The 21,565-nt window shown below is 51.7% G+C and carries 16 protein-coding genes and 1 riboswitch; of the genes, 8 read left to right on the forward strand and 8 right to left on the reverse strand.

Annotated elements, in window-relative coordinates; genetic code table 11:
- The first annotated feature begins 44 nt into the window (after positions 1–44).
- From F3J38_RS00325 to F3J38_RS00335, 3 genes are read left to right on the forward strand one after another with little or no spacing between them, the layout of a single operon-like run.
- A complete protein-coding gene (locus F3J38_RS00325; RefSeq protein ID WP_167133983.1) occupies positions 45–1,346 on the forward strand; it encodes a tyrosine-type recombinase/integrase in 1,302 nt (433 codons plus the stop codon).
- Between the two features lie 51 nt (positions 1,347–1,397).
- Complete coding sequence (gene ppk2 / locus F3J38_RS00330) at positions 1,398–2,276, forward strand: polyphosphate kinase 2 (RefSeq protein ID WP_167133986.1); 879 nt, start codon at positions 1,398–1,400, stop codon at positions 2,274–2,276.
- A gap of 38 nt (positions 2,277–2,314) precedes the next feature.
- Positions 2,315–2,581, forward strand: a complete 267-nt coding sequence (locus tag F3J38_RS00335; protein ID WP_167133987.1) for a DksA/TraR family C4-type zinc finger protein — start codon at positions 2,315–2,317, stop codon at positions 2,579–2,581.
- 193 nt (positions 2,582–2,774) lie between these two features.
- On the opposite strand, the gene F3J38_RS00340 is transcribed toward F3J38_RS00335, so the two are convergent.
- Both F3J38_RS00340 and F3J38_RS00345 read right to left on the reverse strand, forming a co-directional pair.
- The gene (locus F3J38_RS00340; protein ID WP_167133990.1) at positions 2,775–3,101 is read right to left on the reverse strand and encodes a contact-dependent growth inhibition system immunity protein; all 327 of its coding nucleotides are present in this window, start codon (positions 3,099–3,101) and stop codon (positions 2,775–2,777) included.
- 925 nt (positions 3,102–4,026) lie between these two features.
- Positions 4,027–5,145, reverse strand: a complete 1,119-nt coding sequence (locus F3J38_RS00345) for an amidohydrolase (RefSeq protein WP_369410988.1) — start codon at positions 5,143–5,145, stop codon at positions 4,027–4,029.
- A gap of 283 nt (positions 5,146–5,428) precedes the next feature.
- Between F3J38_RS00345 and F3J38_RS00350 the strand changes: the two genes are divergently transcribed.
- Positions 5,429–6,232 (forward strand): phytanoyl-CoA dioxygenase family protein, encoded by an 804-nt coding sequence (locus tag F3J38_RS00350; protein ID WP_167133996.1) that lies wholly within the window; start codon positions 5,429–5,431, stop codon positions 6,230–6,232.
- A gap of 23 nt (positions 6,233–6,255) precedes the next feature.
- Positions 6,256–7,026 (forward strand): transporter substrate-binding domain-containing protein, encoded by a 771-nt coding sequence (locus F3J38_RS00355; protein WP_167133999.1) that lies wholly within the window; start codon positions 6,256–6,258, stop codon positions 7,024–7,026.
- Positions 7,027–7,234: 208 nt separating this feature from the next.
- On the opposite strand, the gene F3J38_RS00360 is transcribed toward F3J38_RS00355, so the two are convergent.
- From F3J38_RS00360 to F3J38_RS00375, 4 genes are all read right to left on the reverse strand, one after another.
- Positions 7,235–8,002 (reverse strand): 3-oxoacyl-ACP reductase, encoded by a 768-nt coding sequence (locus F3J38_RS00360; RefSeq protein ID WP_167134001.1) that lies wholly within the window; start codon positions 8,000–8,002, stop codon positions 7,235–7,237.
- A 25-nt stretch (positions 8,003–8,027) separates the two neighbouring features.
- Positions 8,028–9,479, reverse strand: a complete 1,452-nt coding sequence (locus F3J38_RS00365; protein WP_167134004.1) for an acyl-CoA reductase — start codon at positions 9,477–9,479, stop codon at positions 8,028–8,030.
- Positions 9,476–10,558: a LuxE/PaaK family acyltransferase gene (locus tag F3J38_RS00370; RefSeq protein ID WP_167134006.1), complete on the reverse strand. Its 1,083-nt coding sequence runs from the start codon at positions 10,556–10,558 to the stop codon at positions 9,476–9,478. The genes F3J38_RS00365 and F3J38_RS00370 overlap by 4 nt, the downstream gene beginning before the upstream one ends.
- Positions 10,559–10,663: 105 nt before the next feature.
- A riboswitch (TPP riboswitch) is annotated at positions 10,664–10,791 on the reverse strand.
- 80 nt (positions 10,792–10,871) lie between these two features.
- Positions 10,872–13,559, reverse strand: a complete 2,688-nt coding sequence (locus F3J38_RS00375) for a cation-transporting P-type ATPase (RefSeq protein ID WP_167134008.1) — start codon at positions 13,557–13,559, stop codon at positions 10,872–10,874.
- Positions 13,560–14,311: 752 nt separating this feature from the next.
- On the opposite strand from F3J38_RS00375, the gene F3J38_RS00380 reads away from it, so the two are divergent.
- From F3J38_RS00380 to F3J38_RS00390, 3 genes are read left to right on the forward strand one after another with little or no spacing between them, the layout of a single operon-like run.
- Positions 14,312–15,397 carry an efflux RND transporter periplasmic adaptor subunit gene (locus F3J38_RS00380; protein WP_167134011.1) on the forward strand — a complete coding sequence of 362 codons (1,086 nt, stop codon included), beginning with the start codon at positions 14,312–14,314 and terminating at the stop codon, positions 15,395–15,397.
- Entirely contained in the window at positions 15,397–18,453 is a 3,057-nt protein-coding gene (locus F3J38_RS00385) for an efflux RND transporter permease subunit (RefSeq protein WP_167134014.1), read from the forward strand. Before F3J38_RS00380 ends, F3J38_RS00385 begins: the two co-directional genes overlap by 1 nt.
- Before the next feature lie 2 nt (positions 18,454–18,455).
- The gene (locus F3J38_RS00390; protein WP_167134017.1) at positions 18,456–19,421 is read left to right on the forward strand and encodes an acyltransferase; all 966 of its coding nucleotides are present in this window, start codon (positions 18,456–18,458) and stop codon (positions 19,419–19,421) included.
- Here F3J38_RS00390 and F3J38_RS00395 read toward each other — a convergent pair.
- The gene (locus tag F3J38_RS00395) at positions 19,411–20,901 is read right to left on the reverse strand and encodes an alpha/beta hydrolase (protein ID WP_167134020.1); all 1,491 of its coding nucleotides are present in this window, start codon (positions 20,899–20,901) and stop codon (positions 19,411–19,413) included. The genes F3J38_RS00390 and F3J38_RS00395 overlap by 11 nt on opposite strands.
- Positions 20,891–21,448 carry a lipid IV(A) palmitoyltransferase PagP gene (gene pagP, locus F3J38_RS00400; RefSeq protein WP_167134023.1) on the reverse strand — a complete coding sequence of 186 codons (558 nt, stop codon included), beginning with the start codon at positions 21,446–21,448 and terminating at the stop codon, positions 20,891–20,893. Before pagP ends, F3J38_RS00395 begins: the two co-directional genes overlap by 11 nt.
- Positions 21,449–21,565 lie beyond the last annotated feature (117 nt).

Below are 21,565 nucleotides of genomic sequence, written 5' to 3' on the forward strand. Positions count from 1 at the left end.
GAAATAGTTATGCTGGCGCTGCTCCTGGACGCCGGGAGGGATAAATGAGTAATACAAACTACCCAACGGGCGTTGAAAAACACGGCGGGTCACTCCGCATTTGGTTCAATTACAGAGGTCAGAGGTTAAGGGAAAATCTCGGTGTACCGGATACGGCAAAGAACAGAAAGGTAGCCGGAGAGTTGCGCTCATCTGTTTGCTTCGCCATCAAGATGGGCAACTTCAATTATGCCGCTCAGTTTCCGGACTCGATAAACCTGAAGCGTTTCGGGCTCAACCAGAAGCAAATCAGCGTCGGTGAACTTGCTGCAAAATGGTTAGATCTGAAAAGACTGGAGATCAGCGCCAACACACTCAGGAGATATTCCTCAGTAGTGATAAACATGGTCCCCAAGCTTGGCGCGACAAGGAATGTCTCTTCGGTTTCAAAGGAGGATGCCCTCTTCTTGAGAAAGGAGATTTTGACTGGTCAGCATTGCCCCGGATCGCGTCAGCCAGAAACATCGTCAGGAAGAAAGGTTCCAACCGTTAATTACTACATGGCAATTCTGAGCGGCATGTTTCAGTTCGCAGCAGACAATGGATACACGGCATCAAACCCGTTTAGTTCCATTGCAGCACTCAAGAAGTCGAAAGCAGAGCCGGAGCCACTCAGTAAGGAAGAGTTTGGTCGATTTATCTCCGCTTGCAGAAGCAGACAGGCAGCTAATTTATGGACCGTTGCCTTCTACACTGGGGTTCGGCACGGTGAGCTGGTAAGCCTGGCATGGGAGGATATTGACCTGAAGGCGGGAACGCTGACAGTAAGAAGAAATCTGACCTCTCTGGGAGACTTCACTCTGCCAAAGACAGATGCTGGAACAGACAGGGTTATTTATCTTGTCGACCCAGCTATTGAAGCCCTAAGAAATCAGGCCGAACTTACCAGGGTAGGAAGGCAATACCTTAAGGAGATAAAGTTGCGGGAGTATGGCCGGACAACCACTCACCCCTGCACCTTTGTCTTCTCACCAAAGCTCAGTGAAATTGGCAATAATGGCGGACAACATTATGCCGTTGGCTCCCTCAGCGCTATGTGGGATTCAATAATGAAGAAAGCCGGATTGAAGCATCGAAAGGCCTATCAGTCCCGGCACACATTTGCATGCTGGTTACTCACCGCCGGAGCGAACCCGTCGTTCATCGCTTCGCAAATGGGACACTCAAGTGCACAGATGGTTTATACCGTTTATGGTGCCTGGATGCCAGGCAACAGCGTCAACCAGGTAGAGATGTTAAACCAGAAATTGGGAGGAAATGCCCCACTGATGCCCCAAGGCAATTCTGACATGAGGAAATTCATTTAAATTCAGTGCACTTAGAAGAGATGTTGTGCACACGAAATCAATAATAACGAAATGTTTGATGCGCGTTTTTTACAGGAATTCTATGACAGCTATGACGAGTCGCTAGAACTGGAACTGGGCGAGTTAGGTCTGGCTGCCAATAATGATCCGCAAGAGATGGCATGGCGCCACCGTTACCTAACCGAGTTGCTGCATTTACAAGGTGAACTGGTCAAGCTGCAAAACTGGGTGATTCGTACCGGTCATCGTCTGGTGGTGATCTTTGAGGGACGCGATGCCGCAGGCAAGGGTGGCGTGATTAAGCGCATCATGCAGCGACTGAATCCGCGCTACTGCCGCGTCGCCGCGCTGCCTGCGCCCAACGATCGTGAACGCACGCAGTGGTACTTTCAGCGCTATGTTTCGCACTTGCCCTCAGCCGGTGAAATCGTGCTGTTTGACCGCAGCTGGTACAACCGTGCTGGTGTGGAAAAAGTGATGGGCTTTTGCAATGACGCGGAGTACGAAGAGTTCTTCCACAGCGCCCCTGAATTTGAACGCATGCTGGTGCGCAGCGGTATTCAGATCGTCAAATACTGGATCTCGATTACCGATGAAGAGCAGGAGATGCGCTTCCTGAGCCGTATTCACGATCCCTTGAAACAGTGGAAGCTGAGCCCGATGGATCTGGAGAGCCGCCGTCGCTGGGAAGATTACACCGCCGCCAAAGAAGTGATGCTGGAGCGCACTAACATTGAGGAAGCCCGCTGGTGGGTGGTACAAGGCGTGGACAAGAAGAAAGCTCGTCTCAACTGCATCACCCATCTGCTACAACAGGTGCCGTATGAAGCAACTGAAGGCGAACAAATTTCACTGCCTTCACGCATCCATCACGCGAATTATGCGCGCCACCCGGTCCCGGAGAGCATGATGGTGCCCGATAGCTACTGAACTATACTTCAGTCAGTGTAGGGTTATCAGGGGGACTTATGGCAGGCGGCTGGTCTGAAGATGGTGCAGTGCAAAAGCAAATTGATGCCACCGTGGATGATGCGATTGCACGAGCCAGAAGTCACCTCAATCATGGCGAAAGTGCCGGGTTTTGCGACGAGTGCGGGGAGCCCATACCTCAAGCGCGTCGCAATGCATTGCCTGGCGTGCGTTGTTGCGTGAAGTGCCAAAGTGCGTTGGATAAGCAAGAAGCCAGCCACAGCGGGTACAACCGCCGTGGCAGTAAAGACAGCCAGCTGCGTTAGTTTTGGGGCAATCCTGAAACTAACGCTGTCGTGATCGACTTCCCTGCATTGATGCGGGGAGTTGCGGTTTTAACGGCCTCAGAGCGTCAATAGCAAATTGTTGAAGCCCATTCCCAGCTTTCAGGGGCTGGCTGTGCTGGTGGAAAGGATAAAGCGGATATTAAAACGGAATATCTTGGGTGAGGCTGCAAGTTCAGCACTCAGGATTCCTTGCGTGCCCCTGCAAAGCAAGCTGAATTCGGGCTTTGACCCTATCCAGAAACGCACCCGGCGTAGTTCCCCAGTTTTCAGGGACAAACGTATCTCGATAATGCTTTCTGAAATCAGACTCTAGTTCATCGCACTCCTTCAGGAACAAATCAATGTCGTCAATGACAGCATGCTGTAAGCCCTTATGCGACCCAGCGATAAAAGCATCTATTTTGGGCTCGATATCCTCACTGTCGTCAAAGAGGTCATCGTCTTGACCGAAGTAGATGGCAATGAGGTCGTCGAGAGCGCTGATATTAATTCTGTCCACGTTTTAACTCCGTGAAAGCTGTTTGTACGAAATAAGGCTTATCATGATATGGTCTGAAAACCAAAGGGACCCTGACGCGATAGGGGGTACATCGTGCAGGCAGGTGCGGTGGGAAATTCTTAACACACATATCTATCTTTCACCTGCTATCACGCACGACGGCAGAAAATGGCATGTTGAAATGCTAGTCCATGATTTGCTTGCGCATGCCGTGTGATCTGCCCCCTATGATAAATCCGTATGGAATAACCTACGCTGTTTGCTTACGGCGGATCATGCCGAGCGGGTATGACTGCTAAGAGCCAGATACGGACATTGCGTGCGTATGAAAAAAGGCGGTGCCTATGGCAAACCCCTTCGTATCGAGAAAAATAAATCAGCTTTGACAGAGCCAAAGCCGACGCCACTTCCACCTGGGAGGCATCAACCTGGAAGCCTTTGGAAGGCCTCACCGTGAGGACAGAAAATGTCTACAGAGACGGGGCACTCCGATTACCTATAACTTTTAACTGCCGACATCTGCTTTTAATCCAGAGGGGACTTGTGCTTAAGAGGGCGTATGCCTTTGACAGGATATTGGTGCTTTCTGCCCTTGCCATCAGACCCCAAGCCCGAAACACATCCTTCGTGATTCGGTGAAGCTTGCCGGTTTTGTCGGTTAGCTCAATCGGGCTGACGGTCCGGCATTCTGGGGAGCCGAACGGGGAAAAAGCTTTAGAAGGTAATTGCCGTTATGTGCCAAGAGCGGACATTGCTAACATCGACATCTGACAGCAGAATGTCCGGTTTACTGATGCTGAGCAGAGTAACTAGATCCGTTCGAGACTTTGCGGTGCTGGCAGGGAAACGAGTTTGCTATTTTATCGTCCTCTAGTCTCGTCTTACACTCACCGAAATAACGAAGCAAACATCGATTGAAGTGAAGTTAAGCCAGCTCGCTTTTAACAACATTCAGGAACCAGCTTACGCCATGTTCAATAGCATCATCATTGAAGTCAAATTCTGGATGATGCAAAGGGGCGCAGGGTCCGGATCCCAGCCACACATATGCACCAGGGCGTTTTTCTAACATAAACGAAAAATCTTCTGAGGTAAGCGCAGGATACCCGGCCTCTGCGGTTCGCATACCCGACATTTTACCTGCATCTATCGATAACAGGGTTTCTCTTATGTGGTTTATTGTGGCGGGATAGCAACGGATGTAATTTACATGGGCCTTTGCCCCATGGGACTCTGCAATTTTCATAACAACATCATGAATTCTTGATGCGAGCATGTCTTGGGCTTTAGGTGAAAACATCCGTGCCGTACCAATGATTCTGGCTGTAGATGGGATCATATTATGAGATGACCCACATTCTACTTGAGTGATGGTGATGACTGCCGGTTCGCACGGATGGAGTGCACGCGAGGTCACCGTGTTCAGCATTACCACGATTTCGCCCATGGCAAGTGTAATATCCTGGGTGAGATGAGGTTGTGCGGCATGTCCCCCGCTCCCGCAGATTTCAATCTCGAAGATATCCCCCGCCGCCATAATTGGACCAGTTCGGGTCATTAACTCACCTACCTTTAACTCCGGCCAGTTATGCAGCGCATAAATAGATGAGCAGGGGAACATCTCAAACAAACCGTTTTCAATCATTCTCCTGGCACCTGCCAGACCTTCTTCGGCAGGCTGAAAAATCAGAACAACAGTCCCGTCGAATTCACAGTTAAGAGCTAATTCCTGCGCTACGCCCAGTAAGATCGCAGTATGACCATCATGTCCACATGCATGCGCTATACCCGGGTACAAGCTTACCCATGGATTGTTACTTCTGTCCTGCATAGGCAGAGCATCAATATCGGCCCTGAGGCCGATCATTCTGTCTGAGGTTCCTTTTGATATAACACCAACGACACCAGTCTCACAAAATTCATGAGTTATCTGGATATCGTATTTAAGAAGATATTCTGTTATCAGCTCTGTTGTTTTAAACTCATTATAGCCAAGCTCAGGATTGGCATGAAGATGCCGACGAATATTGATCAGCTCGTTGATATTCATTGGATTATCTCAATAATTTATTTCAGCGATCTTATAGCAAAGCAGCTGCTTACACAGTTAAAGATCTCCTGCAGCCAATATGAAAATCTTATGGTTCAAAATGAGTGCTGATGCCTCATTTTATAACCGTTAATGCACAATTAAGGTGCGCTGAATTTTTAATTGTCCAGGGCAATCCGTTTAGATACCGGGTTAATAATGAAAATAAGGATCTGGCACACTTTGTGCAAATGTATATACATGATTAATCCAGCAATCAGAACAACGGAGTAAATGTATGATCCAGGAGTTAGTTTCGCAGGAAGATATCGATTTTTTTCAGAAAAACGGCGCCGTGTGCATCCGTAACCTGTTTAATACGGATGAGCTTTCACTATTAGAGTCAGGTATTGAGGAAAATTTAAAGAACCCCAGTGACAGAGCAAAAGTTGCAAGTAACGAAAAAGATCCCGGCTGGTTTTTTGAGGATTTTTGCAACTGGACATCAATCTCTCAGTACAAAGAATTCATTTATCAAACCCGCGTGGGAAGTGTTGCCGCACAGCTCATGGGTAGCAAAGAGGTCAGACTTTACCATGACCATTTGTTAGTTAAGGAACCGGGGACAAAACAGAAGACGCCGTGGCATCAGGATCAACCTTATTACAACATTGAAGGTGCAATGAACTGCAGTATGTGGCTGCCAGTCGATCCCGTATCCCGTGAATCCACCCTGGAATTCATTGCCGGCTCTCACAAAGGCCCATGGTTAATGCCCAGAACGTTTAAAGATAACCATGCGAGTTGGTTCCCTGAGGGTAGCCTGGCAGATCTTCCGGATATCGAATCGGACCGTGCCAATTGGCCCATTCTGGGATGGGAACTTAAGCCTGGTGATGCCTTGTTCTTCCATATGCTCACGCTGCATGCCGCAGGGGGGGTTTCTGGCAGTTCGCGCAGAAGAGCATTCTCTCTGCGCTTTTTAGGGGATGACATCACTCACGCCCCGCGCCCATGGAAAACATCACCCGAGTTTCCTGCTATCAAAGATTGTATTCCGGCAGGTGCACCGATGGTTCATGAAATATTTCCCCTACTTTAACTAAACTAAGGGCAAGGAATAATATGAAAAGTCTTACACTGAAGTTCGCATCAGTCTTTTTGTCACTGAGTCTGGCAAATGTTGCCATGGCTAAAACTGACCTGATTATAGGGTTCGACCCAACCTATACCCCATTTGAATATAAAAATGCTGATGGGAGCTATGCCGGCTTTGACTATGCGTTAGGGAATGCGCTGTGTAAAAAAATGAATCTAAACTGCGTCTGGAAGGAAGTCGATTTCGACAGTTCAATTGCGGCATTAAGAGCACGCAAAATTGATGCGATTCTTTCTGCGATGTCTATCACTGATGAACGTAGCAAGCAGGTAGATTTTACCGTGCCGGTTTATGATGTTCCCACAGCATTAGTGGTAAAATCATCCAGTAACTTAGAATTAAGTTCACTCCCACCAGGAACCAGCGTCGGGGTAACGCAGGGAACAACGCAAGAATCTTATGCACTCAAAGTACTTCAACCTAAGGGTGTAAAAGTTGTCTCGTATGAAAGTCAGGATCATGTGTACCAGGATTTAAGCAACGGAAGGCTTGATTCAACGCTAACAAATGCAGCGACGGCTTCAGAGGGATTTTTAAAATTACCTCAAGGTAAGGAATATAAAATATCAGAACCAACAATAAGTGACATTCATTACTTTGGTAAGGGTGTTGGTATTGCCTTTCGCAAAGGCGATGCTGAACATACTCAGCTTTTTAACGCTGCGATAATTGATATGAAAAGTAAAGGTGAAATAGCCGAACTTTCGAAGAAATATTTTAGCTTTACAGTTGATTGACATGCTTATTAATCAATTATTTGTCACAAAAATCGAGTATTTCCACCATAATTTGATTTATTGACTGTGTGTTCAGGACTTTGAGATGGATAACGAGGCTCTTCAATTACTGAGCCTCGCTATCAAACCAAAATCTTATCCCTACGCGGTTCACTGAAGTGTACCTGCCACGCTCGATTCTCATAGAATGCTCTTATTAATGCCCCCTTCACCCCATCACCAGCCCCCCATCCACATACAGCGTCTGCCCGGTCACAAACTCGCTGCAGTCTGAAGCCAGGAACATGACCGGCCCAGCCACATCTTCTGGTTGGGCAATACGGCGCAGTGGCGTTTGTGCGGTGATAAAGTCGCGCACATCTTCCCGTGTGGCGCGGCTAGCATCGGTGGGATAGACCAAACCCGGCGCGACACAATTGACGCGAATGCCCAGCGGGCCTAACTCCGCTGCTAACGAACGGCTAAAACCGATCAACGCGGACTTGGCTGTCACGTAATCGTGATAAGGCACCGAAGGACGGGCCACCAGATCGCTTGAGAGGTTCACAATGCTGCCGCGCGCACGTGAACGCATCAGTGGCAAGGCAGCCTGGCACACGTTGTAGGCTGCACCAACGGCACCCTCAAACTGGCTTTGGTAGCCCTGCCATGAGGTTTCCCAAAAGCGCTGACGATTTTCGGTATCAAAAACATAAGGGGCAAAAGCATTATTGATCACCGCATCAAGGCGACCGGTGGTATTGAGAATCTGCTCCATCATTGCGGCAACCTGTTCTGGAGAAGTCACGTCTGCACGTATCGCGAAAGCCGCACCGCCGAGCGCCTCACAGCTTTTCACCACTTCCTCTGCTGCTTGCTCACTGCGCAGATAGTTCACCACCACCAATGCGCCTTCAGCGGCGAAGGCTTTGGCGATAGCCGCCCCAATACCTCGGCTAGCCCCGGTGACCAACACGGTACGATCAGCAAATTTCATAAAAAACTCCTGTAGTGAGATCCCATTAATCAGCGTACGGCGCGAATCGTTCTGCCGCCTCTTCCGCTGCGTATTCGATTTCGGTGAGGGTCACCAGATCCAGCAGGCTAAATCGTCCATCGTGATGCCAGCCTGCCGCCGGTGAGGTCATGTGTCCAAACGCCGTGATGCGCGTCACCCCTACCTGCCCCAGCGCAGAGGCAAGGCGGAACAGCGCCTGTGGTTCGGCAGCCACCGCAGCGGTTTGTAAATAGATTTTCTGCTCAGCCACCAGCGCGATGGCCTGCGCTATATCCTCTACGGCCACCACCTTCAACGTACGTCCAAGTGCCGCAGGTACCAGTGGCTCCGACCTGTCCACGCACACCACTGCCCAGTTCTCAATCGCATCACCGTACAACGTGCGATCGCCTTGCAGTGCGCGGATCTCTTCATTGTTGCGCCAGGCAGCGATGCTGTTCCTTTCCGCCAGAGAGAGTTCACCACGCGGATGTTTGCGCGCCAGAGCCTGCAACTCGTGGGCGAGATACGCCGAAAATTCTTGGGGTGAGACGCGCCCGCCACGCTCGATGAACAGCATTTGCGGCGAGTAGCAGCCCGACTGGTCATAGCGCATCACATCGTAAGCAGCTCGCCGCGCCAATTCGGCTCCTTGCCGGGCATCCAATGCCGAGCGCGCCACCAAACCCACGCTGATTTTATGGCCGTGTGGTAAAAAGCGTGTAGTGATGGGGAGCTGCTGCTGAATGGCCGCCAGCGTGGGATTGCCACCATAGGCGACGACGGTATCGGGCTGCTTGAACCACAACGATTCAACTGTGGTATCACCGCCTTTCCACCACACCACAGCCAGGCACTCGCCCAGTTGCGGATCGATCTCAGCCAGAAGTCCGGCAAACCACCCCGCCATCAGCGGCTCGGCACCGGGCAATTTACCAATGGACCCCGCTTTGACCAGCAAGCCCGAGATCAAACTCCATAACGGCAGCCCTAGTACGTTGCCCGCCCAAATGTGCATCAGCAGTTCCGGACCAAATGCCCGCGCAAAACCACCGTTCGGACGCGGCTGAAAATCGTCCAGTATCTGCGCATCATTAAAGTCTTCGGCAAGAAAGCGTTTCAACTGCGGCTGGCGGAAGGTTTTTAGATAGCCGGTAAGACCGCTGCGAATCATTTCACCATCGTACCCGGTGACAATCGGCAGCAGCGTTTCCGCTTTAATACGCAGGGGATGGCTCCGGTCCAGCAGTCGCGCGATCGCCTTATCGACAATGGCAACAATCTTCGCCACGCTGAGCGTACGCAAATAGTGACGCGTATGAGTTCGAACGTGGTCACTTAACACCGCGATCTGCGCAGCATTAAGATCGGGCACTGCCACCTCGACCTGTTCCCCGTGAGACTGGAAGTGGAGCGTACGCCACTGCACCTCTGCGGGTGGGATACAGCTTGGCAAGTAACCTGCAAACTCTTTCACTGGGCACCCTGCGCTGCCGCGAGAAACTCAGCCATCGCTAGCGAACACCCTTTGGCATCCGCGCCCGTGACGCGTCCCAGCAGTTGGAAACCACCCTCCACCGCCACGCCCGCATCTTCGGTTAACAACGCCGAGGCAGAATTGAAGTGAGCCAAATCATGATGCACCAGTACACCAATCTCACCCTCTGGAACCTCTTCTCCGGTGAGTGGATTCACCACCCGCGTACGGATCCAGTGCGGACCAGATTTCACCGATGGGCATTCAACGTTGCCGTTGTCATAGAACTGGCTGCTCAGTTCGGTCATGCCATACATGTTGATGCACTGCTCACGCGGTACGCCCAACGCATGAGTAAGCGCGTTGTAAAAGTCGTCAGCTTCGATCTCGCGTGACTGCCCTTTAAACCCACCGGTATCCAGAATGCGGCTGCCTTCGGGCAAGGCAAAGCGACGCCCCTGACGCTGCAACTCATCCAGCAAGTGCACAAAACTATAACTGGCTCCGAGCAAAGCATAAGGCTCACCGCTGGCTTCGGCCTGTTCCAACGCCGCGAACAAGCGATCCCAATCCAGTCCATTGTCATTGAGCATCACGGCACTGTCGGCGGTGCCAAAAGTGTGCTTCGCCAACGTCAGGTAATGCGCCAGTGAGGAATTGGGTAAGGTGGTGTTATCCGGGAATAAGATACCCATGCGAATCCGCTCGCGGCCCGCCATAAAACGTTGGCGGAAATTTTGCGTCATCGAACATTTCCATACATCGAGCGTAGGATGATAGCTGCGCCCTTTTACCGTGCCTGTAGTGCCGCTGGTCATAAACACCGCTTCAACGTCTTCAATGTCATGACAACTCAAGGTCAGGTCTTTAAAAGCGGTAATCGGGATAGCGGGAATGGCGCGCCAGTGCTTGACCGTAAAAGGTGTGCGTCCTCGCTGAAGGGCAAAGCGTCGGTAAGAGGAGTTGTGTTCGAACTGATAGGCAAAGATAGCAAGCGCAAGACGGTTAAAATCGTCTTCGGCCGTATTCTGCTGCGGAAGGAAAGTCAGCAACGCATCGATAATAGCGGCTTCGGTCATCTTTGGGTCCACCTGTGGCGAATGTGCGAAGTCCCTCAAACAGGTAAAGCCTGCTGAGGGTGATCTGTCCGCTACAAAGCACAAAGATGGAATCAGGGCGTGATAGCGCCCTATGTCCCGCATCCCTACGCCGGTATTAGCCGGATCAGGTTCGGAGGGTCACTACGTTGCCAGCGACATATCGCCTGCGGGTGGAATCTCAGCCCACTATCTGGGCACCCCTTGGAACAGGGGCAGTCTAGGATGTTGCCAGCTCAGGTGTCAAGGGAGTGAAGAAGAGACAGCACCCGCCTGAGCAGGTGCTGTTAACTGACTAGGCCGTTCTAAATCTGCGGGTTAACGGTTTCTCAATTTCGACAATCAGGAACATGACAAATCCGATGATGAAGGTAATCACCCAATAGCGGAATGGCAGTCCGGTGGTGCCAAACAGCAACTGCATAAACGGCGCATAGATGATCAGCAATTGCAGCACCAGCAGCACGGCGCTGACGATCCAGATGCCTTTATTCATCAACAGACCTTTGCTTAATGAGAAGCCATCTGACACGCGGCAGTTCAACATGTAGAACCACTGTGCTGTTACCAAGGTTTGCAGCAACACCGTACGAATAAACTCCGGTGAGTAACCGCGTGGTTGCAGCCAGGCTTCTAGCACAAAGGCACTGATGGCAATCATCGAGCCGACAAAAATCACACGCCAAATCGCAAAGCCATCCATTACGTGCAGTTTGGGATCGCGAGGTGGGCGGCGCATGATGTTTTTCTCACCCTCCTCAAACGCCAGACCAAATGAGAGCGTTGCAGATGTCGCCATGTTCATCCACAGAATCAATACCGGCGTGAGTGGGATTAAATTGCCCGCGAGTAGCGCGATGATGATCAGCAGTCCCTGTGCAAGGTTGGTGGGCATGATGAACAAGATGGTCTTTTTCAGGTTGTCGTAAACTCGACGCCCTTCTCGTACGGCGCTGGCGATGGTGGCGAAGTTATCATCCGTTAACACCATATCCGCGGCTTCTTTGGTAACCTCAGTCCCTTTAATGCCCATTGCCACACCGACATCGGCCTGTTTCAAGGCGGGCGCATCGTTCACGCCATCCCCGGTCATGCCTACCACTTCTTTTTTACTTTGCAGCGCCTGTACCAGACGGAATTTATCTTCGGGGCTGGTGCGAGCAAAGATATCGTAAGCCTGTGCCGCTTCGCTCAATTGGTGGTCATCCATCACTTCCAGTTCACGTCCGGTGATGGCGCTGTTGGCATTGCCGATACCGAGCATTTGACCAATACTCATCGCGGTTTGTGGATGGTCGCCGGTAATCATTTTGACGCGAATACCCGCTTGCAGACAGTCGCGGATCGCGGTGATCGCTTCCGGGCGTGGTGGGTCCATCATCCCGGCAATCCCCAGCAAGATCACGCCCTGTTGCAGGTCTGAGTGGTCCAGGGTGGTTTGTCCTGGCATTGCGGGTTTCCAAGCCGCCGCGACCATGCGCAAACCTTCCCGTGCATACTCTTCGATTTTGGCCTCCCACCACGGAAGGTCCAGCGGCTGTAAGCCGTTTTCGGTCTGCTGCTGCTGGCAAAGCCTGAACAGCACATCAGGTGCGCCAGTTACCAACACGCGCTCTTCATCACCGACACGATAAAGCGTCGACATATACTTATATTGTGAATCGAACGGAATTTTACTGCGCATTTCCGTCGTCACTACCGGCAACTGTCCCTTCGCCGCCAGTACTTTCAATGCGCCTTCCGTCGGACCACCGGTGATTTTCCATAGCCCACTTTCATCCTTGACCAACTGGCTGTCATTGCACAAATCAATGGTGCGCAGATAACGTTCCAGTAACGACCCTTCGGTGACGGTAATCGGCAGCGCATCATCGGTTTTGTGAATCGCCCCGACAGGTTCATAGCTGTCACCCTCGACCCGATAGATGTGGTCGGCGGTAATCACCGCTTTCACCGTCATCTCATTCATGGTCAGGGTGCCGGTTTTATCTGAGCAGATAACCGTCATCGCCCCTAAGGTTTCGACCGTTGGCAGCTTGCGAATGATCGCCTTCTGCTTCGCCATGGTCTGCACGCCAAGGGAGAGGATGATGGAGATGATGGCCGGTAGGCCTTCGGGAACCGACGCAACGGCCAGGCTGATTAAGGAGAGCATCAGCTCCGAAACCGGCATGTCGCGGAACAGCAGGCTGAAGACAAACAGTGCGGCCATCATCGCCAGAATGATCAGGAAGATGGCTTTACCCAACTTGTCCATCTGCACCAGCAGCGGCGTCCGATGTTTCTCAATGTCGGACATCATCTGGTTGATGTGTCCAAGTTCTGTTTCCCCGCCGGTGGCGACCACCAGCCCTTTACCCCCACCCGAACTAACAGTGGTGCCGGAGAACAGCAGATTGGTGCGATCGCCTAAGGGTAAATCACCGCTTAACGCATCTGTGACTTTCTCAACGACCGTGGATTCCCCGGTAAGGATAGCTTCTTCTACACGCAGATTGTGCGCCTCGATGACGCGCAGATCCGCTGGAATACGGTCACCGGCGCGAATCACCACCACATCACCCGGAACCAGCGCAGTGGTGGGCAAGGTTTCATGATTGCCCGCGCGGATCACTACCGTTTCACTGGAGAGCATGTTGCGAATACTTTGCAGTGATTTCGCGGCGTTGCTCTCCTGAATATGACCAATTAATGCATTGACCACCGCCACGCCTAAAATGACCAGCGTATCGACCCAATGCCCCATCACTGCTGTAAGCAGCGCTGCCGCTAGCAAGACATAGATTAGAACATCGTTAAAATGAGCCAGAAAACGTAGCCACGCAGGCTTACCGGGTTTTTGCGGCAGCGCATTTTCCCCGTACTGTTGCAAGCGCGCTGCGGCTTCCGCACTGCTGATACCTTCCACTGAACTCTCTGTTTTCGATAGTGTTTCATCGACAGAGAGATGATAGTACGCACTTTCCGATTTACCCGTATTCATCGCTTTCTCCTCAAATCCTGTTTCGGAAATCAAGGCGGTGATATCTCGTTATTAACAGATCCATCCACTTCGAATTCATAGACAAACATCGACGCGCTGTTGAGATGAGGCCCGTTATAACTGAAAGATATGCAATTAGTGGCTGCCCACAGGAAATGGGCAGGGATTTAATCTATACGACATAACTATCGATTTGAAAAAATGGACGTTATAAACGTAGCACAGGGTTATTCATCTTATTCACCCCTAAAAAGAAAAACATCAAATCAACAACAGCGAAAATATTAACCCATAGATTAATAAGATGTTTCTGATGAGACCATGATATAAATCATAGTGAGTGAACAAAAACACCCGCATTATGCAGCCAGTTTCTAATGCCATAAGTGCAGATTAATAGCCCATAAAAATAAACACTTGCAGTTTAAGATATTGATAAACGATTAAATTCCATTGAATTCAACAAACTTTACAAATTCTGATTTGTGGGACTATGCTCATTCATAGAAAAAACAACCCCATGAATCTCTCCCAATTTTATAACCGTGGCGCCGTATGATTGCGGTCAAGGTTAATGGAGGCCGCGATGCCGGACTATAGTCTGCTACGTCTAAGTCTGTATGTTGTGTTAGCGATTATCACCTGTTCTGCGGTAGGGCTATTTACTTACGCGGTGGTTTCTATGCTGGGCGAATAAATTAGCCGCTAATAATAACGCTAAAAATTAAACCGGTATTGCAAAGGGGAACTCTGTGATGCGTTATTTTTCACTGATTGCCATTGTTATATTAATAACAACGGGTTGCGATCAAAAAAAACAGGAAGTTTCACCGCTACCTAGAATGGTCAAAGTGGTGGAGGTCGTCGCTTCAGGCCAATCTCAACAGCGCATCTTTCCCGCCCGTATTGAATCGGGTGACTCAACCGATTTGTCGTTTAAACGTGGTGGGCAGATCGATGCATTGGAAATCCGCCAAGGTAACGCGGTGACACAAGGGCAAGTACTGGCTCGCTTGGTGGCACGGGAAGCCCAGCAACGCGTCAATGAGCGACAAACCGCTGCTACTCTAGCGCAACGTCAATTTGCGCGTTTTCAAACTCTTTCAGGCCGTCAGGCGATATCGCAATCTGAGATGGATGTGCAGCGCGCTAATCGTGATGCCGCCAATGCTGCGCTACAAATTGCCCGAGAAGAATTAAGTCAGATGACGCTCAGTGCGCCCTTTAGCGGAACCGCCGCGACGGTGAACGTGCGTAATCATCAGGTTGTTGCTGCTGGCCAAACCATCGCGACTTTGACCCGCACCGATTTGCTCGATGTAGTGTTCAACGTACCGGAAAACCTCTTCACCGCGCTGGATATCCGTAACCTGACTTACCGTCCGGTCGTGCGCATCAATACGTTGCCAGACCGTCAATTTGAAGCAACCTACAAAGAGCATACCGGCAGCAGTAGCAGCAATACTTTGACCTGGCAGGTGATTTTAACTATGCCGCGTCCTGCGGATTTCCCTGCCGTTGGCGGAGTGAGCGGGACCGTCACCATTAATCTTGCGAACCTGCCTGCCAACGTCAGTCGTGAGTCATTGGTGGTGCCGGTCGAGGCGGTGTTCAACCCGGACAATAGCCAACGTAATGAACCGCATGTCTGGGTTGTACAAGGCAATGGCGATCAATTGCACTTAGAAGATCGCAAAGTCACGGTCGGCGAAGTCACCGATCAAGGTGTGGTGATCACCGAAGGATTACATGCCGGTGAGCGCGTGGTCGCGGCTGGCGTTAATGAATTGCATGCCCAACAAGCGGTGCGCATCTGGACGCGTGAGCGGGGTCTGTAATGGATATCTCCCGACAGTTTATTGATAACCCAATCCGCGTTTGGCTGGCCATTTTGCTGTTAGGCGTCGGGGGTATTTTTGCACTGCTGAATATTGGTCGCCTGGAAGATCCCGCCTTCACCATTAAAACAGCGGTGGTCGTCACCCAATATCCCGGTGCCTCCGCGCAGCAGGTGGAAGAAGAAGTCACGCTGCCATTGGAAAATGCCCTACAGCAGCTGCCTTACCTGGATAACGTCAGTTCAATTTCCTCAAACGGTTTATCGCAAATCACCGTCAACATTGCTTCGCGCTACCACTCCAATGAGTTACCCCAGATCTGGGATGAACTGCGGCGGCGTGTGGGTGATGCGGCACGCTTTTTCCCTCCGGGCGTGGCAGCCCCCTTCGTTAATGACGATTTTGGCGATGTGTTTGGCTTTTTCTTCGCGATTTCCGGTGACAACTTCAGTAATCCCGAGTTGGTGCAATATGCCGAACAGCTGCGGCGCGAACTGGTGTTGGTCCCCGGCGTGGGTAAGGTGACGTTGGGCGGCGTCATTCCACAGCAAATTAACGTTGATGTTTCCCTGACGAAAATGGCAGCGCGCGGTATTACCTTGACGCAACTCTCCAGCGCGTTGAGCCGTCTGAATGTGGTGTCCAGTGCGGGAGATATCAAATCTGGCACCGAATCAATCCGCCTACATCCTACGGGAGAGTTTGAGAACATTGATGAGCTGAGCGACCTGTTGATAAGCCCCATCGGCGCGACAGCCACCACGCGTCTGCGCGATATAGCCACGCTGTCACGCGGACTGAGTGAATCGCCCACCAGCATCTACCACGCGAGCGGAAAACCCGCCGTCACCATGGGCGTCTCCTTCATTCCTGGTGTCAACGTGATTGATGTGGGTCGCGCGCTGGAAGCCAAACTACAGCAGATGTCGGCGGAAAAACCGGCTGGCATCCAGATCAATATGTTTTATGACCAGGCTGCGGAAGTAGCGCATTCGGTGAATGGCTTTATCACCAACTTCCTGATGGCGTTGGCGATTGTTGTTGGCGTGCTACTGATCTTTATGGGCGTGCGCAGCGGCATCATCATCGCACTATCGCTGGCGCTCAATGTCCTGGGCACCCTGCTGATCATGTATCTGTGGGGCATAGAGTTGCAGCGTATCTCGTTAGGTGCGCTAATCATCGCGCTGAGTATGCTGGTCGATAATGCCATCGTGATTGTTGAAGGCGTGCTGATTGCCCGCCAGCAGGGTTCTTCGCTGGTCGCATCGATGAACTTCGTGATTCGCCGCTCCGCCTTTCCGCTGCTCGGCGCGACGATCATCGCGATTCTGGCCTTCGCGCCGATTGGCTTGTCGCAGGATTCCACCGGCGAATACTGTAAATCCCTGTTCCAGGTGTTGCTGATCTCGCTGATGCTCAGTTGGTTCTCGGCGCTCACCATCACGCCGGTGTTGATCAAGTGGTGGTTGTTCAAAGCGGGAACGGATAGCGCCGTGCAATCCGACAAATCACCCTATGACGGCGGTTTTTACCAGCTTTACCAGCGCACCCTGAAAGCGCTGCTCAACCAAAAAGTCATTACGCTTTCCGTGATGGCCGTGCTGTTGGCGCTGTCGGTATGGGGCTTTGGTTCGGTACGGCAAAACTTCTTCCCCTCCTCCAATACGCCGATCTTTTTTGTCGATCTCTGGCTGCCCTACGGCACGGACATCAAATCCACGGAACAGATGGCCAGCGACATTGAAAAATCGATCACTGGGCAGCAAGGGGTGGTCTCCACGGTGACCACCATTGGTCAGGGAAGCATGCGCTTTATCCTCACGTATAACGGGCAGCGTCAATACAGCAACTATGCGCAAATCATGGTGCGTGTGGACGATCAGCGAAAAATTGCCGCCCTCTCGCGCAACATTGATGCCTACATCGCGCGGCAATATCCGCAAGTCAATGCCAGCACCAAGCGCGTGATGTTTGGCCCTTCTGGCGGCAGTGCAATTGAAGTGCGTATTAAAGGGCCCGATCCCGATCGTATGCGCATGATAGCCAGCCAGGTCGGCGATATCCTGTCCCAAGATCCTGCCACCGATAGCGTGCGCAATGACTGGCAAAACCGCAGTAAAGTCATTCGCCCACAGTTTAACCCTGCATTGGGGCGTGAACTCGGGGTAGACAAGCAGGAGGTTGATAATGCCTTGCAGATGAACTTTACCGGCAGCCGCGTGGGACTGTATCGCGAAGGGGCAGATCTGTTGCCCGTGGTGGTGCGTCCACCGGCCAGTGAACGACAGGATGCTAACCATCTCAACAATGTGCTGGTGTGGAGCCAAAGTCAGCAGCATTACATCCCGCTGAGTAATGTGGTGAGTGGTTTTAAACTGGAGTGGGAAGATCCGTTGATTCTGCGCCGCGATCGCAGCCGTGTTCTGACCGTGCAAACCGACCCTAATCCGCTCAGCAGCGATACTTCGGGCGACATTTTGGCGCGTGTGAAACCGCAAATCGATCAGATTCCGCTGCCTCACGGTTACAGCATCGAATGGGGGGGCGACGCGGAAAGCTCCAGTGATGCCCAGGCCGGGGTATTTAGCACCTTGCCACTCGGTTATCTGGTGATGTTTGTGATTACGGTACTGATGTTTAGCTCACTGAAGAATGCTGTCGCTATCTGGCTGACCGTGCCGTTGGCACTGATTGGCGTCACGCCTGGCTTCCTGATCACCGGTATTCCTTTTGGTTTTATGGCGCTGATTGGCTTGCTCAGCCTGAGTGGGATGTTGATTCGTAATGGCATCGTGCTGGTTGAGGAAATTGAACAGCAGAAGCAGGCAAAACCGCAGCATGAAGCGATCCTCTACGCCGCCACTTCGCGCTTACGCCCGATTCTGCTCACCGCCTTCACCACGGTGTTAGGACTGGCGCCGCTATTGCGTGATGTGTTCTTCCAGAGCATGGCTGTGGTCATTATGTTTGGGCTGGGGTTTGCTACGGTGCTCACGCTGTTAGTGTTGCCGGTGATCTACGCCTGCTTCCATCGTCCTAAGAGCGCCGCTTAGCTATGAACGTCACCGGGCTGAATGTCATCAAAACCATGGGATGCATGGCGGCGGTGACGTTCTTTACCCTGTATAACACCTGGGACCGCTACGATTATGATTACCATTGGATTCTGGCTTTTCTGACCTTTATCTCGACCATCGCCACCCCGTTGTTCTTTGTGGTGGCGGGCATCATGGATGCGCGAGCCGAGCAGGACCTGCGCTGGCAGTTGACGAAAATCCGAAATGTGGTGATCGTTTTTCTATTCTGGATGACGGTCTATTACCTATGGGAACCCTACCAGCGCGGCTATTTGATTCAGCCATGGTTTGTGTTTTCCTTTATCGTTATTTACGCCTTCCATCCCTTGGTTGCATGGCTGAGTCAGCACCGACTCACTTTTGGCTTCCTGGTGTTCACGCTACTTCTGTTCTCATACGGATACGATTTGTTGGCGGTGCTCTATCCCGACGTCAGCTTATTTCGGCTTGAACCCCAGTACCGCATCTGGACATGGCTACTGTTTTATTTAACCGGCCAGCTGTTATGCGAGCCGCTGATCGAAAATTGGCTCAACCGCAAGAGCGTGACGCGCGCGGCCGCGATCTCCCTGCCCTTTATCTACCTGTTTACCTGGCTGTATGAGCAACACTTTTTCTTTGCGTTGTTTAAAGCCGATCGGAACGCCTTTCTCCTGACCGGCTCGCAAATTTACCTGCTGGTGGTGGTGCTGGTGGTGGCCGCCAGTCGCGTGCGCTTTCGTCGCAATGTGGCACTCAAGGAGACCGTCTTGGCCACCATTAGCAAGACGATGACAGGTGTCTATATCCTTCACTATTCGGTCTTTGATTTGATTACAGCCCTGATCCCCATCAACTCACTGGCGGCAAAACTCACGCTCTTAGTGGTCACATTTGTCGCATCAGTGCTTATCTCGCGGCTGATCCTCGCCAGCTCACTGCTTAAAAAGGTCATTACTCTTTAAGGCACTGCTGCACATCCGCTTGCTGACTGCAGGCTATGCGCGCGTTGATTTGCGCCATCATGTAGTCAAAGAATGGATTCGAGGTATTGCGCATCAAGGTATCCAATCCCACCGTCAGGCTTGAGGTCTCACCGCGTAATGAAATGGTGCCGAGGCTGATGCCATAGCGGTTCTTCTCCATGGGTTCCCGGCCATACAGGGAGTCGGTCAGCGGGAAAGGCACGGCAATATGCGAAAGCGAATACATATCCTGCGGCCATGCCTGATGCAGCGGCTGGATCACTTCTTGGGTTTGATCCGCGGCGACAGTACGCGCAACGGTGTCATAGGTGGTGGCGGAGGCGTTGGTAATCACCGTGGTGGCGTAGTGGCGCGGGGCTGCGGGCAGCAAGGTATTCACCGCTGAATAGAGCGCGGGGCGGAACAACGCTCGCAGATTTGCGGCTTGATTAATATCGAAAATCACTAACTGGCTGCGGTTTTCCGGCAGATATTGATAAAGCGCGTTCACCACCGCACGCGTGCTAACGGTGGAATCCAGCACCGACTGGAATGTCAGCACGGGAGGTAAATGGATCAATTCACCCCGGCGCGAGAGTTGCACAATTTGATCCTGTAAAGCCTGGGTTAATAGCCATGACTGGCGCGCGGCACGTACTGGGAAGGAGTTGTATTTAAACGGGTTGTACTCCGGCACAATATTTAGCCATGCGGCTTTAGCAAAGACCGGGAAAATCGCCGGCCAACCGGCTAATCCGGCAAAACGTGCATACGCCGTGACGCCAATCATCGGTGACAGCAGCACAAGCTGTTGTGGTTTACGCAGCGCATTATCTTGCTGGCTATCCAGCGCATATTTCATCGCTAACGCGCCGCCATTCGAGTACCCCACCAGATGTAAAGGAACTTGTGTGCCCGCCAGTCGCGTAGCTTCGCGCACGGCTAATCGTGTCACCGCCAGCCAGGTTTTCCAGTCCACTTTGGTCAGCGAGCCTGGCGCAGTGCCGTGGCCCGGCAGCCTTGGCACCACCGCAACAAAGCCTTGTTGTTGATAAGCCTGCGCCAGATAGCGCACGCTATAAGGTGAGTCGGTTAACCCGTGCAGCAGCACCACAGCGCCTTTCACCGTGCCGGTGGGTTTAAGCACAAAAGAGCGGTTCCAGTTAGTCTGGAAATGGGCAGGATACACCTGACTTTGCGCATTAAACCGATTGAGCGAGGTTTTCTCCTCATCGCTGAGCTTATCGCTCACTTCGGTTTTCATCTCGCGGAAGATAACATCTTCCCGTGCAAGATAATCAGCAAAGCTGGCATGGTCGATCTGATCTGCCGTCATTTCATCAGCGGACCAGGTATGCCAGCGGTGCAGCGCGGGGCCTTGTTCGGACTGATAACCACGTATCAATAAAAACATCACGATGAGCGTTAGCAATACCAAAGCGACGCGCTTAACCACCTTAATCAGGGTGTTAGAAACCATAGCGGAACCAGGCAAAGAGCACGTTGCCGTTATTGTAAGAACCCGGAATGTAGGTGAACTGCACGTTTAAACGTTTATATCCGGCGGAGAATAACGGCAGGACAATCGGCAGCGGCACATAATTCGCGAAGTCGTCGCGTGCGGTAATGCCCGCGGTCAGTCCCAGCCCTAAGCGGAAATCACGCGCCTGATCCAGATACCACCCCTTCTCCCAGCCATAACCAATAATCGGCTGCCATTTGTTGTGCGAATCTTTAAATGCCATCGCATAGAGTGCACTCCAGTCGCCCTCTTCGTTATAACGCGATACGCCGAGTCCACCGCCCCATGGCGACTCGTTGTAGTTATCCGTTTTCTCTTTGTCGTAGGCAAAGCGGGCATGCCAACTGATGAAGGGAAGATAGAGGTCGGTATACTGCGGTTGTTCCCAAGTTTGAGAAACGTCCTGCTTAAGCCACTCCCAACCATCACTCAATGTGCCCGTTGCACCAACGGGAAAGGCCAACAGACATAAGGTGACAGACAGAACCTTCAGAATACTTCGCATGGGGCATCCTTCTGCAAAAGCACCGATGATAATGAGCAAGAGAAACAGCCAGCATGATCTGCATGCCCATTCCGGGCAGCCATTCAGTCAATATTATAGTTGTTTAGCGGAGGTTGA

Origin of the sequence: Candidatus Pantoea formicae, assembly GCF_011752625.1 — a bacterium.
GTDB lineage: Bacteria > Pseudomonadota > Gammaproteobacteria > Enterobacterales > Enterobacteriaceae > Pantoea > Pantoea formicae.